This is a genomic window from Streptomyces sp. E11-3, assembly GCF_046540415.1.
Lineage (GTDB): Bacteria > Actinomycetota > Actinomycetes > Streptomycetales > Streptomycetaceae > Streptomyces.
On the sequence record NZ_JAZGRL010000002.1, the window covers coordinates 1,275,233 to 1,288,000 of the forward strand.

12 protein-coding genes are annotated in these 12,768 nt (G+C 71.4%); 5 read left to right on the forward strand and 7 right to left on the reverse strand.

Translation table 11 applies throughout. The features are described from left to right. Positions 1-96 precede the first annotated feature (96 nt). The 3 genes from U9R90_RS24740 to U9R90_RS24750 form a co-directional block, all read right to left on the reverse strand. Positions 97-804, reverse strand: coding sequence for a class I SAM-dependent methyltransferase (locus U9R90_RS24740; RefSeq protein WP_411059794.1), 708 nt, complete (start codon positions 802-804; stop codon positions 97-99). Positions 805-961: 157 nt separating this feature from the next. Further along, positions 962-1,969 carry a trypsin-like serine peptidase gene (locus tag U9R90_RS24745; RefSeq protein WP_411058866.1) on the reverse strand — a complete coding sequence of 336 codons (1,008 nt, stop codon included), beginning with the start codon at positions 1,967-1,969 and terminating at the stop codon, positions 962-964. A 180-nt stretch (positions 1,970-2,149) separates the two neighbouring features. Beyond that, positions 2,150-3,370, reverse strand: a complete 1,221-nt coding sequence (locus U9R90_RS24750; RefSeq protein ID WP_411059795.1) for a PucR family transcriptional regulator — start codon at positions 3,368-3,370, stop codon at positions 2,150-2,152. A 182-nt stretch (positions 3,371-3,552) separates the two neighbouring features. Here U9R90_RS24750 and U9R90_RS24755 point away from each other — a divergent pair, with 182 nt between their 5' ends. The 3 genes from U9R90_RS24755 to U9R90_RS24765 are packed head-to-tail and all read left to right on the forward strand — an operon-like array spanning position 3,553 to position 6,005. Continuing rightward, positions 3,553-4,497, forward strand: a complete 945-nt coding sequence (locus U9R90_RS24755; protein ID WP_411058867.1) for an SGNH/GDSL hydrolase family protein — start codon at positions 3,553-3,555, stop codon at positions 4,495-4,497. A 53-nt stretch (positions 4,498-4,550) separates the two neighbouring features. After that, positions 4,551-5,687: an alkaline phosphatase PhoX gene (locus U9R90_RS24760; protein WP_411058868.1), complete on the forward strand. Its 1,137-nt coding sequence runs from the start codon at positions 4,551-4,553 to the stop codon at positions 5,685-5,687. Between the two features lie 48 nt (positions 5,688-5,735). Then, positions 5,736-6,005: a DUF6343 family protein gene (locus tag U9R90_RS24765; RefSeq protein WP_411058869.1), complete on the forward strand. Its 270-nt coding sequence runs from the start codon at positions 5,736-5,738 to the stop codon at positions 6,003-6,005. A gap of 69 nt (positions 6,006-6,074) precedes the next feature. Here U9R90_RS24765 and U9R90_RS24770 read toward each other — a convergent pair whose 3' ends face one another. From U9R90_RS24770 to rpsA, 4 genes are all read right to left on the reverse strand, one after another. After that, positions 6,075-6,449, reverse strand: coding sequence for a tetratricopeptide repeat protein (locus U9R90_RS24770; RefSeq protein ID WP_411058870.1), 375 nt, complete (start codon positions 6,447-6,449; stop codon positions 6,075-6,077). A gap of 69 nt (positions 6,450-6,518) precedes the next feature. After that, positions 6,519-7,133 (reverse strand): dephospho-CoA kinase, encoded by a 615-nt coding sequence (coaE, locus tag U9R90_RS24775; protein WP_411058871.1) that lies wholly within the window; start codon positions 7,131-7,133, stop codon positions 6,519-6,521. Between the two features lie 377 nt (positions 7,134-7,510). Next, positions 7,511-8,449 carry a PAC2 family protein gene (locus U9R90_RS24780; protein WP_411058872.1) on the reverse strand — a complete coding sequence of 313 codons (939 nt, stop codon included), beginning with the start codon at positions 8,447-8,449 and terminating at the stop codon, positions 7,511-7,513. A gap of 255 nt (positions 8,450-8,704) precedes the next feature. After that, entirely contained in the window at positions 8,705-10,228 is a 1,524-nt protein-coding gene (gene rpsA / locus U9R90_RS24785) for a 30S ribosomal protein S1 (protein ID WP_411058873.1), read from the reverse strand. Positions 10,229-10,523: 295 nt separating this feature from the next. Here rpsA and U9R90_RS24790 point away from each other — a divergent pair, with 295 nt between their 5' ends. After that, entirely contained in the window at positions 10,524-11,495 is a 972-nt protein-coding gene (locus tag U9R90_RS24790) for a class I SAM-dependent methyltransferase (RefSeq protein ID WP_411058874.1), read from the forward strand. Between the two features lie 291 nt (positions 11,496-11,786). Continuing rightward, on the forward strand, positions 11,787-12,768 hold a 982-nt coding region (locus U9R90_RS24795), incomplete at its 3' end, for a DEAD/DEAH box helicase (protein ID WP_411058875.1).

Consider the following 12,768-nt stretch of genomic DNA (forward strand, 5'->3'; position numbering starts at 1 on the left):
GCGGGGGGGCGGGGGCGGTCATCTCTGACATTGCGGTCTCCTCGGGAAGCGTCGTGTTCGCTTGTCAGAGAGGTAGACCGACCCGCCGCCGAAAACTCATCGCACAGATCGCACCCGTGCCCGTGCCCGTGCCCGCACCCACATCCCGTCCTCGGTGAGATAGCGGTCCACCACAAGCCCCGCGTCCCCCAGATACCGCTCGAACTCCGCCACGCTGAGCTCCCGCGACAGAAAGGTCTGGGTCCAGGTCACATCGGGCCAGACGTACTCGGCGCGTATGGAGTCCACGCCGTCACCGACGGGGGTCGCCGAGACGATGCGCAGGGTGTACCCGGCCGGATCGACCCGCTCGCGCGGCACGTCGGTGTGGAAGCCCGGGGTCTCGCGCTGGATCAGCACACAGCCGTCGTCGCTGACATGGCGGCGGCAGGCGGCGAGTATGCCCTCGCGCACCTTGGGGTCACCCGCGTGCACCAGGAACGACGCGAGCAGCACCACGTCGAAGGTCTCCCCCAGGTCCAGCGCCTCGATCGGGCTCTGGACCGTACGCGCCCCCGGCGCGCCACTGATGTGCTGCAGCATCCCGGCGGACTCGTCGACCGCGGTCACCCGGAACCCGCGCGCGAGCAGCGGGTGGGTCATCCGGCCCGCTCCGCTGCCCAGTTCGAGTATGCGGGCCCCCGCGGGCACAGCCGCCTCGATGATGTCCGGCTCGTCGCGCGCGGGCATGCGCGCGTAGAGATCGACCGCGCAGCCGTCCGGCGTGATGCCGCCTGGCCCGGTCCCTTCGTACCCCTCACGCATCACTTCACCCATGACCGCACAACGAAGCGGGCCGGGCACCCGTTCCCAGGCACCCGGCCCGACTCCTCCCGCAGAGCCGGTCAGCGATCAGCAGTCCGCGATCGCCGACCGGCAGTCCGTGATCGCCGACCAGCGGTCCGCGATCGCCGATCGGCGCTCAACCGGCCTGCGCCGTCTGATAGAGGTTCTTCGCGTCGTCACCGAAGTACGGCCCGAACATATAGCCCGGCAGGAAGACATAGCCGAAGCTGTTCACCGAGTTCTGCAGCCCCTTGCCGGTCGACTCGTCGAAGTCCTGGAACCAGGGGCCGCCGCTGGAGCCCCCGGTCATGTCGCAGGACAGGCCGTTGGCCGTGGAGAAGAGGAAGTCCCGGAAGGAGTTCCCGCTGCAGTAGATGAGCCGGGATCCGTCGTACGGGTCGGCGGCCGGGAAGCCGAAGGCGTACATCGCCTTGTTGTAGCCGGTGTTGAAGGCCACTCCCTGGGCGCCGACGACGTCGGTGAGCCGCTGGCCGTCCAGCGGGTTCACCACTGCCGCGCCGACGTCGTAGTTGATGTCCTCGCTGGCCACCCACTGCGGGGTGGCGAGGGTCTTGGCGGCCGTCCACTTTCCGTACGGGGCGTTTCCGTCCCGGTAGTTCGGAACGAACACCCAGTCGGTGTGCCAGGCGCCGTCGAGCTTCACGCAGTGCCCCGCGGTGAGGACGGTGGACTTGTTGGCGCTGGTGACCGCGTTGCCGGAGCAGGAGGCGGTGCGGCCCTGGTAGGTGAAGAAGACCCGGCCGGATGTGGTGGTCACCGCTCCGCCGCCGTCCCAGGGGCCGCCGCGCTGCGGGAAGGCCTGGGTGCCGGGGTTGACACCGGTCGGCGGCACGCGGAGTTCCGCGCCCGACCGTATCTTGGCGAGCAGGTCACCGGCCTTCACGGGCAGCACGTCGAGCGGCTTGGCCGCGCGCATGCGCTCGGCGGTCCAGAAGGCGTTCAGGTCCCTCGACTGCCGCTGTTCGAAGGCGGGTGCGGCGTCCGCAGGGGTGGGCGCGGCGTCCGCGGAGGTGGCCGCGGCGGCCGTTCCCGCCTGCAGCAGGGTCGCGGCGAGCAGGGCTCCCGCGGCGGCGAGCGCTCCAATGGCGCGGCGGGGGGTGCTGAGGCTTCGTCTCACGCGCATGGACTCCTTCTGCGACGGCCGCGCGCCCTTGGTGACCGCGCGGGCTTACGGATGTGCGGAGCGGTGCGGAGATGAGCTGCGAGGCGGTGCGGGGCCTGCACGGGGAAGGGTGCCACGGAATCGACATCTTGTCAGGAGCGCGTCACCCAGGGGATCGAACGATCCGCCACTGAGCATCAACTACCGGTAGTTTTCCGCCAGTTGGGTGGGCGCCTCCAGCGCTCGGCGAGCCACCAGCGCCGCGCTGATATGCCGTAGATCGCTCGGCCGTGCCGGGGAGAGGCCGGTCAGCCGGGCGATCTGACGGACCCGGTAGTCCACGGTGTTGGGATGGACGTGGAGCGCCGCCGCGGTGCCGCGGCGGTCGAGCCCGTGGTCCAGGTACGTCTCCAGGGTGTGCAGCAGCTCCGGTTTGTGCTCCACCGGTCCCAGCAGTCCGGCGAGTGCGGCCAGGGCCGCGCTGGGACGGCTGAGTTGGTAGTCGAGCAGGACGTCGGAGAGCCGGTACAGGCCCGGGGCGCGCCCGGTGCGCCGTACGAGGTCGACGATCTCGGTGGTGCGGGTGACCGCGGACGGGACGGCGGCGGGCTCCACCACGGCCGCGGCCGCCGTGATCCACACCCCGGCCGCGTGCGCGGCGCGCGCGACCAGGTCGCACAGCTCGCCCCACGGCGGTTCGGCGGACACCGGCAACAGGGCCGTGCCGCCCGGGTGGTCGAGCGCGGTCAGGGCCGGTTCGCCGGTGAAACGGTCGAGTACGGAACGCACCCGGCGGATCTTGCGCCGGGACGCGATCCCGGCGCCGGGTCCGTCCATCGACTCGTCCGGGTGCGTGTCGAGTGCGAGCGTCATGGCGACGTACAGGGCCGCGGGGCGCGGTCCGGTGGGCCGTTCAAGGGGGTCGCCGGCCAGCAGCGCGGCCAGCAGGGCGTGTCGGCCGCCGTGCTCCTGACTGTCGAGGATCTGCCGGGCCTCCAGGTACGCCGCGCTGACCGCCGACGTCAACTGGCGCTGCAGCACCAGCATCCGCTCGGTGGCCTCCTGCACATCCGGCAGTTCCTCGGGGAGGGCCCCAGCCGTGATCTCCTGCCAGCACAGCGCGATACCGATCTGGTACGCGCTGAGGATGGCGTCCAACGGCACGCCCTCCTCCGCGCGTTCGGCCGCGGAGTCGCGCTGCCGGGCGAGGTCCGTGTCGGTGACCGGGCGGCGGTACTCGATGGCATCGGCGAAGAGCCGCAGGCTGTACTGGACGATGTCCGCGATGTCGCCCGCGATCTGCTCGCCCGGCAGCTCCGCGTAGACCGGCAGCTCACCGCGGAGCCGGGCCACCACCAGCCGGGTCAACCCCGGTACCCGCGCCCGCAGATGCGCGCCGACCGGGCGCCCGGCGATCCGCAGCGGACCGTCGGGGCTCGGGTCCGGGCGCGGGGCCGGGCGCGGCTCTGGTCTCCGCTCGGCTTTGTCATGCGTCACAAAAGTCCCCCATGAAGTCTGCGTTACCGACCAGTTAAACGACGTCCGTCGAGTCTGCAAGATGACCGGCGACACCTTCCCTGTCACCGGAGCCGACGGAGGCCACCGTGAACTCCCCCCACCGCCCTGGGTTTTCGCGCTTCACCCGATTCGCCGCAGGGGCAGCCGCCCTCGCCGGACTCGCCCTCGGTACGGCCACCGCCCCCGCGGGCGCCGCCCCCGCGGGCGCCGCCGCGCCAGGCGCCACCGCCCCGGCCACCGACCAGAACCGGCAGATCTATGTCGCGCTGGGCGACTCGATGGCCTCGGGCCCGCTCATCCCCAACCCCACCGGGCCACTCGCCTGCGGCCGCTCGACGCACAACTACCCGCATGAACTGGCGGCCCGGCTCGGCGACACCGAACTGCGCGACGTGACCTGCAGCAGCGCCACCAGCAAGCACCTCACCCAGCCCCAGCCGCTGGAGCTCCTCGATCTGCCCATGGGCGAGGCACCCCCGCAGTTCGACGCGCTGAGCGCCGACACCACCCTGGTCACCCTCACCATCGGCGGCAACGACGCCGGCCTCGTCGGCATCGCCCAGAGCTGCCAGACCCTCGACCCGCGAGCGACGCCCTGCAAGGAGAAGTACACCGAGGGCGGCGTCGACCAGGTCGCCGAGCGCATCGACGCCTTCGCCCCGAAGCTGGCCGCCGCGCTGGACGGCATCCACGACCGGGCGCCCGCCGCGCGCGTGGTCGTCGCGGGCTACGGCCTCTACATCAAGCCGGGCGGCTGCTGGCCGTACCAGCCGGTGCTCGGCGTCGACGCCGACTATCTGCAGGGCAGCGTCGACCGGCTCAACGGCGTACTCGCCACGCAGTCCGCCGCCCACGGCGCCGAGTACGTGGACCTGGCCACGCCCAGCAAGGGCCACGACACCTGCCAGCTGCCGTCCAAGAAGTGGATCGAGGGCTACGTACCGACCGCACCGGCCGCCCCGCTGCACCCCAACCGCCAGGGCGAGGAGAACTACGCGCGCCTGATCGCCGAGCACCTGACGGCGAACTGACTCGCCCCGCCCCCACCTCAACCCCCACCGGTCTCCCGACCCGAGAGGTCCCTATGTCCCTGCAACGCCGCACCTTCCTCCGTACGGTCACCGCGGGCGCCGGCGCGGTCGCCTTCGCCGGTGCCCTGTGGCAGCACGCCGCTTACGCCGCCCCGGCCGCCCAGAGCCCGTACGGCCCACTGCTCCCCGCCGACGCCCACGGCATCGCGCTGCCCGCGGGCTTCACCAGCCGCGTGGTGGCCAGATCCCTGCGGGCCGTCGGCGGCATCATCTGGCACTCGGCGCCCGACGGCGGCGCCTGCTTCCGGGATGGCGACGGCTGGATCTACGTATCGAACTCCGAACTCCCGCTGATCGGCGGGGTGTCGGCGATACGCTTCCGGGCCGACGGTTCGATCGACCGCGCCCGGCGCATCCTGTCCGGTACGAACCTGAACTGCGCGGGCGGCGCCACGCCCTGGAACACCTGGCTGTCCTGCGAGGAGATCTTCCGCGGCCGGGTCTTCGAGACCGACCCGTACGGCGAGAAGTCCGCGGTCGCCCACCGCGCGATGGGCCGCTTCAAGCACGAGGCCGCCGCCTGCGACCCCGACCACCGGGTCGTGTATCTCACCGAGGACGAGTCGGACGGCTGTCTGTACCGCTACGTTCCCGAGACCTGGGGCGATCTCTCCCGCGGGCGCCTGGACGTACTGTGCGCGACCTCGGGCGACGGCGTCGAGTGGCGCCCGGTACCCAACCCGTCCGCACCGCTGGTCCAGACCCGCCACCAGGTCCGCGCGGCCCGCCACTTCGACGGGGGCGAGGGCTGCCACTACGCCGACGGCGTCTGCTACTTCACCGCGAAGGGCGACCGCAAGGTGTGGGCGTACGACACCGCCGACCAGACGGTCACGGCCGTCTACAACGGCGACGGCACGCTGGACGGCGTGGACAACATCACCGGTACCACCGCGGGTGACCTGTACGTCGCCGAGGACGGCGGCAACATGGAGATCAACATCATCACCCCGGACGGGGTGGTCGCCCCGGTCCTGCGCGTCGAGGGCCAGGACAGGTCCGAGATCACCGGGCCCGCGTTCGCACCCGACGGCACCCGCCTCTACTTCTCCTCGCAGCGCGGCACCAGCGGCGAGACCAGCGGGTCCGGCGGCATCACGTACGAGGTCACGGGCCCCTTCCGGCACTGACCTCCGAGGGTGGATCCTGGAACCAAGGGTGGATCCTGGAACCAGGAGATGAGCCCGATGCGTCGCACAGGGAGCGAACCGGTCACCGCGCGTAGTGCCCTGCGGATGCGGTTCTGGCTGAGCGTGTGGGGGCTGATCTGGGCCGCCGCGGGCACGGTCGCCTTCGCCTTCGCGGGCCGTGAGGGCTGGGCGATCGCGTGCGGCGTCCTCACCCTGATCATCACCGTGGACATGTCCATGGTCCTCCGCCACATCCACCAGGGCCCCCACTACCAGCCCGGCCCCGACGTCCCCCCGTACGATCCCGACCGGGGCTGATGTCAGCCCGTCCGGCGAGGCCTTTCGGGGGGAGGCATCCCTGACGCCCGCCCCCCACCGGCCCCCGCCTCAGTCCGAATCGAACCGCGCCGCCGCCACATAGTCCGGCTGCGGATCGAGCGCCGCGGCCAGCCGGAAGTGACGCTTGGCCTGCTCCGGGCGGCCCGCGCGCTCAAAGGTGCGGGCCAGCGCGAAGTGCGCGAACGCGTTGTCCGGCTCGCGCTCGAGAACCAGCTCGAACTCCAGCTCCGCGGGCCGCAGTTGCGCGGCCGCGAAGAACGCCCGGGCGCGCAGCAGCCGGGCCGCGGTGTTCTCCGGGTGGGCGGCGATGACCCGGTCGAGCAGCTTCACCGCGCCGCGCGGATCGCGGGCGTCAAGCAGCTGCTCCGCCGCGCGGAAGTCGATGACATGGGTTTCCGGGGTGCGTCCCGCGTTCTCGGGCACGATCGTGTCCTTCCTTGGCTGAACTCCTTCAACGACGGACACGGCCACGCTATTCCGTCACCCGGGCGCCTACTCGGGGGCCGAGTCGGCCTGGGCGCACCGGACGAGGTCCTGCCACACGGCGCGGACCCGTGGCTCCAGGTCCTCCAGCGGGCCGTTGTTGTCGATCACGATCCCGGCGATCTCCAGGCGCTTCTCGCGCGTGGCCTGCGCCGCCATCCGGGCGCGCGCGTCGTCCTCGGTCATACCCCGCAGGCGTACCAGCCGGTCCAGTTGGGTGTCCGGGGACGCGTCGACGACGACCACGACGTCGTACAGGGGTGCCAGGCCGTTCTCGGCGAGCAGCGGCACATCGTGCACGACGACGGCGTCTTCGGGCGCCGCGGCCTCCAGTTCGGCTGAGCGTGCGCCGACCAGTGGGTGCACGATGCCGTTCAGTACGGCCAGCTCCGCGGGGTCGGCGAAGACCAGGGCGCCCAGGCGCGGCCGGTCCAGGGTGCCGTCCGGCGCCAGGATGTCCTCGCCGAAGGCGTCAACAACCGCGGCGAGTCCGGGAGTTCCGGGCGCGACGACCTCCCGCGCGATCCGGTCCGCGTCGATCAGTACCGCTCCGTAGGAGTCGAGGAGCCGGGACACCTCGCTCTTGCCGGCGCCGATGCCTCCGGTCAGGCCCACTTTCAGCATGTGCGGAAGCTTAGGCCCTCCCTCCGGGACTCCGCCCTGGGGGAGCGCCAACGGGCCCTGGAGGAGCCCTGGAAGGCCTAGGGGGCGTCTCCCCGATCTTCGCGGGCCCGCGACGCCTGGCACGCGCCCCCAAGCTCTCGACTGCTTCCCCACGCTCTCGGCTGCGCTCGAGCAGGGGAGACCCCATTGAGCAGGGAGGGACCCCCTTCGACGCACGGCCGAATCACCCAAGTACGTCCAGTACGAGGGCGATCCGGCCGCACGCCGATGCACCGCACCGCGAGACATCAGCTGCTTCGCAGCGGGCGCAGGCTGATCCGCGAAGACCGGAGAGACGCCCCCTAGAACGCCAGAAGGCCTACAAGGCAGAAGGCTGCCTAGAGGTCGCCCTCGCGCTCCGCGAGGAAGCGCTCGAAGTCGCGTCCGATCTCGTCCGCGGACGGGATCTCGACCGGCTCGGCGAGCATGTTCCCCCGCGTCTCGGCGCCCGCGGCCGCGTCGTACTGGTGCTCAAGGCCCTGGACCATGGCTACCAGCTCCTCGTCGCCCTCCTGGATCTGGCGGTCGATCTCGGTCTGGGTGCGGTGCGCCTCGGTGCGCAGCGCGTGGGCGACACCTGGCAGCACCAGGCCGGTCGCCGCGGTGATCGCCTCCAGCGCCGTGAGCGCGGCGTCCGGGTAGCCGGAGCGCGCGATGTAGTGCGGGACGTGGGCGGCGACGCCAAGCACGTCGTGGCCCGCCTGCATCAGGCGGTACTCGACCAGCGCCTCCGCGCTGCCGGGGACCTGCGCCTCGTCGAAGGGGCTGCGGTGGCCCGGCACCAGGTCGGTGCGGTTGCCGTGCGGGGTCAGGCCGACCGGCCGGGTGTGCGGCACGCCCATCGGGATGCCGTGGAAGTTCACCGCGAGCCGTACGCCGAGCCGTTCGACGATCTGCCCCACAGCCGCCGCGAACCGCTCCCACTCCACGTCGGGCTCGGGTCCGGAGAGCAGCAGGAAGGGCGCGCCTGTGGTGTCCTGCAGCAGCCGCACCTCCAGTGCGGGCACCTCGTACTGGCTCCAGCGGTCGCGCTCGAAGGTCAGCAGGGGGCGGCGGGCGCGGTAGTCGATCAGCCGGTCGTGGTCGAAGCGGGCCACCACCTGACCGGGAAGGGTGTCGGTGAGCTTGTCGACGATCTGGTCGCCGGTCTCGCCCGCGTCGATGTACCCGTCGAAGTGGTAGAGCATGACAAGTCCGGCCGAGTCCTGTGCGAGCGCCATGTCGACGACCGCGAGGCCCTTCGGCTCCCATGTGTACAGACCCTGGGGATCAAGCACTGTGACCGCTCCTCCTCGTGTTCGTACTTCAGAACGCGCGGTACGGCACCAGCATTCCCACCCTCGCCGCCTTTAGCGGACGACGGCGTCTCCCGTACGACGGCGTCTCCCGTACGACGGCGTCTCCCTCACGGCGCCGATTCCCGTACGGCGTCGACCGGAGCCGAACGCACCGCGGGCCCGCACCTTCGAAAAGGTGCGGGCACGGGGGGGGCCCGCGGCTACGAGCTATCGGCTAGCGCCGAGCGGAGAGCGTCAGCTCTGGCCGCCGGCCAGCTTCTCGCGAAGCGCGGCCAGGGCCTCGTCCGACGCCAGGGCGCCGGAGTTGTCCGCGGTCTCCGAGGAGTACGAGCCACCGCTGGAGGCACCGCCGCCGGTGCTGCCACCGGCCGGAGCGGCCGCAACGGCCTCGCTGCCACCCTCGGCCTCGGCCTGGGCGTCCGCCTCGCGGGACTTGATGACCTGAGCCTGGTGCTGCTCGAAGCGCTGCTGCGCCTCGGCGTACTGGGTCTCCCAGGTCTCGCGCTGGGTCTCGTAGCCCTCGAGCCAGTCGTTGGTCTCGGGGTCGAAGCCCTCGGGGTAGATGTAGTTCCCCTGGTCGTCGTACGAGGCGGCCATGCCATACAGCGTCGGGTCGAACTCGACGATGGACGGGTCGGCACCGAAGGCCTCGTTGGCCTGCTTCAGCGAGAGGCTGATGCGGCGGCGCTCGAGGTCGATGTCGATGACCTTGACGAAGATCTCGTCGTTGACCTGGACGACCTGCTCCGGGATCTCCACGTGGCGCTCGGCCAGCTCGGAGATGTGGACCAGGCCCTCGATGCCCTCGTCGACGCGCACGAACGCACCGAACGGAACGAGCTTGGTGACCTTACCGGGAACGACCTGCCCGATCTGGTGCGTGCGGGCGAACTGCTGCCACGGGTCTTCCTGGGTCGCCTTGAGCGACAGGGAGACGCGCTCGCGGTCCATGTCCACGTCGAGGACCTCGACGGTGACTTCCTGGCCGACCTCGACAACCTCGGAGGGGTGGTCGATGTGCTTCCAGGAGAGCTCGGAGACGTGGACGAGACCGTCGACGCCACCCAGGTCCACGAAGGCACCGAAGTTGACGATCGAGGAGACGACGCCGGAGCGGACCTGGCCCTTCTGCAGGGTCGTGAGGAACGTCTGACGCACCTCGGACTGGGTCTGCTCGAGCCAGGCACGGCGGGACAGGACCACGTTGTTGCGGTTCTTGTCCAGCTCGATGATCTTCGCCTCGAGCTCCTTGCCCACGTACGGCTGGAGGTCGCGGACGCGGCGCATCTCGACGAGGGAGGCCGGCAGGAAGCCACGGAGGCCGATGTCGAGGATGAGACCACCCTTGACGACCTCGATGACGGTACCGGTGACGATGCCGTCTTCTTCCTTGATCTTCTCGATCGTGCCCCAGGCACGCTCGTACTGAGCGCGCTTCTTGGACAGGATCAGGCGGCCTTCCTTGTCCTCCTTCTGGAGGACCAGGGCCTCGATCTCATCGCCCACGGCGACGACCTCGTTGGGGTCGACGTCGTGCTTGATGGAGAGCTCGCGGCTCGGGATGACACCTTCGGTCTTGTAACCGATGTCGAGCAGGACCTCGTCCCGGTCGACCTTCACGATGACGCCGTCGACGATGTCGCCGTCGTTGAAGTACTTGATCGTCTCGTCGATCGCGGCGAGGAAGGCTTCCTCGTTACCGATGTCGTTGACCGCTACCTGCGGAGTGGTGGCGGTGGTCTCGGTGCTGCTCGTCATGTGGGAAAGGGCTCCGGTACGGACAGTGAGTCGTAGGTACTGCTACGCCGGGAGCCCGTGATCGCTCTGCAGAAGCCGGACAGCAAAGGAGGCGCGTGCCTTCCCCGATGAATTCCCGGAGAAAACGACATACACCTCGAAACCGAGGGGACATACAACAGATGCGAGCGCACCCTGCTCTGTCTGAGGAGCGCAGGCCGCCAGCGCAACTTGTAGCATACGGGGGCAGCCGGGCAGGGTCAATGCGCGAAGGCGCACACCCGGGGCGGAACACCGCATAACCGGCACAGGGCCCATGCGACGCCCGCCACCTGCCAGACACCGCGCACCCGCCACTGGGGCCGCAGCACGCGCTGCGGCGACGGTTTCGGCGGGCCCTGGCGGGGCTGGACGGAAGAGTACGACGAGGGAGCCGATCATCCAAGAGTTGCAGCCGACTGGGCCGAACGAGGTACCCGAGGCGCCTGAGCCTGAGGCCACCCGGCGTGCCGCCGACGTCGCCGAGAGCAGCCGCGCCAGTCGCGGCTGGTGGGACCGTAACGCCGACGAGTACCAGCGCGAGCACGGCACCTTCCTCGGCGACGACCGCTTCGTGTGGTGCCCCGAGGGCCTGGACGAGGTCGAGGCCGAGCTCCTCGGGCCCGCCGAGTCGCTCAAGGGCCTCCACATCCTGGAGATCGGCGCCGGCGCCGCCCAGTGCTCACGCTGGCTCGCCGCGCAGGGGGCGCGACCGGTGGCCCTGGACCTCTCGCACCGGCAGCTGCAGCACGCGCGGCGAATCGGCGAGGACTACTCCGCCTCGGTGCCGCTCGTCCAGGCGGACGCGGGCACCCTGCCCTTCGCCGACGGCTCCTTCGACCTGGCCTGCTCCGCGTACGGGGCACTGCCCTTCGTAGCCGACCCGGTACGGGTACTGCGCGAGGTCCGCCGCGTGCTGCGCCCCGGCGGCCGGTTCGTCTTCTCCGTAACACACCCGATCCGGTGGGCCTTCCCGGACGAGCCGGGCCCCGAAGGCCTGTCGGTCTCGGCGTCGTACTTCGACCGCACCCCCTACGTAGAACAGGACGAGCAGGGCCGCGCCGTGTACGTCGAGCACCACCGGACGGTGGGCGACCGGGTACGGGACGTCGTTGGCGCGGGCCTGCGCCTGGTGGACCTCGTGGAACCGGAGTGGCCCGACTGGAACACTCAGGAGTGGGGCGGCTGGTCGCCCCTGCGGGGGCATCTGATCCCGGGTACGGCGATCTTCGTCTGCGAACGGGACTAGTCCGCGAGGCAGCCCCACCGACCCGCGGCCGCAAACCGAACGGAAACCCGCCCAGGCCGTAGGCGAACAGCAGCCCCCACCGGACTTGTGGTCGCATCGCCGACGGGAGGGGACACGGCGGGGGTGCGCGCGCAGCGCTGGCGGTACCACCGGGTTCGCTGACCCCACGGGACGAGCCGCCAGTGTGAGCACGTACCCCCGGCGGGGCCCCGCACCACCTCCGAACAGAGCGAAGGCACCCGCACCCACCCGCAACGCCGCTCTCTGCGGGCGGTCCGGGACACTGGGGACGTGATCCGCTCCGACGCCCTGGACCAGCTGCCCGTACGTACCGCCGTGCCCGCCCTGCGGGACGCACTGCGGCGCCACGGCGCGGCAGTCCTGTGCGCGCCACCCGGCACCGGCAAGACAACGCTGGTCCCGCTGGTGCTCGCGGGGCTGGTCGGGGACGGCCCGGCGCGCCGGGTGATCGTCGCTGAGCCGCGGCGGATCGCGGCGCGGGCGGCGGCGCGGCGGATGGCCTGGCTGCTGGGCGAGCGGGTCGGCGAGTCCGTGGGGTTCACGGTGCGCGGGGAGCGTGTCGTAGGCCCCCACGCGCGCGTGGAGGTAGTCACGACCGGTGTGCTGCTGCAGCGGCTGCAGCGCGACCAGGAGCTGAGCGGCGTCGACGCCGTCGTCCTGGACGAGTGCCATGAGCGACACCTGGACGCGGACACGGTGGCCGCGTTCCTGATGGACGTACGCGCCGCGCTCCGCCCCGAGCTCCAGTTGGTCGCCGCATCCGCGACGACCGACGCGCAGGGGTGGGCGCGGCTGCTCGGCGATGCCCCGGTGGTGGAGGCGGCTGCCGTTACGCATCCGCTGGAGGTGGTGTGGGCGCCGCCCGCGCGCCCGGTGCGGCCGCCGCACGGGATGCGGGTCGACCCGGCGCTCCTGACACACGTGGCGTCGGTGGTACGGCGAGCGCTGGCCGAGCGGTCCGGGGACGTCCTGTGCTTCCTGCCCGGCGTCGGGGAGATCGCCCGGGTGGCCGGGCAGCTGGGCGAGCTGGACGGTGTCGACGTGCTGCGGGTGCACGGCCGGGCCCCCGCCGCGGTACAGGACGCGGTGCTGTCCGCGGGGCGGGGGCGGCGGGTGGTGCTGGCGACGTCCGTGGCCGAGTCCAGCCTGACGGTGCCCGGGGTGCGCGTGGTGGTCGACTCCGGGCTCGCGCGGGAGCCCCGTACGGATCACGCGCGCGGGCTGAGCGCGCTGACGACCGTACGGGCCTCAC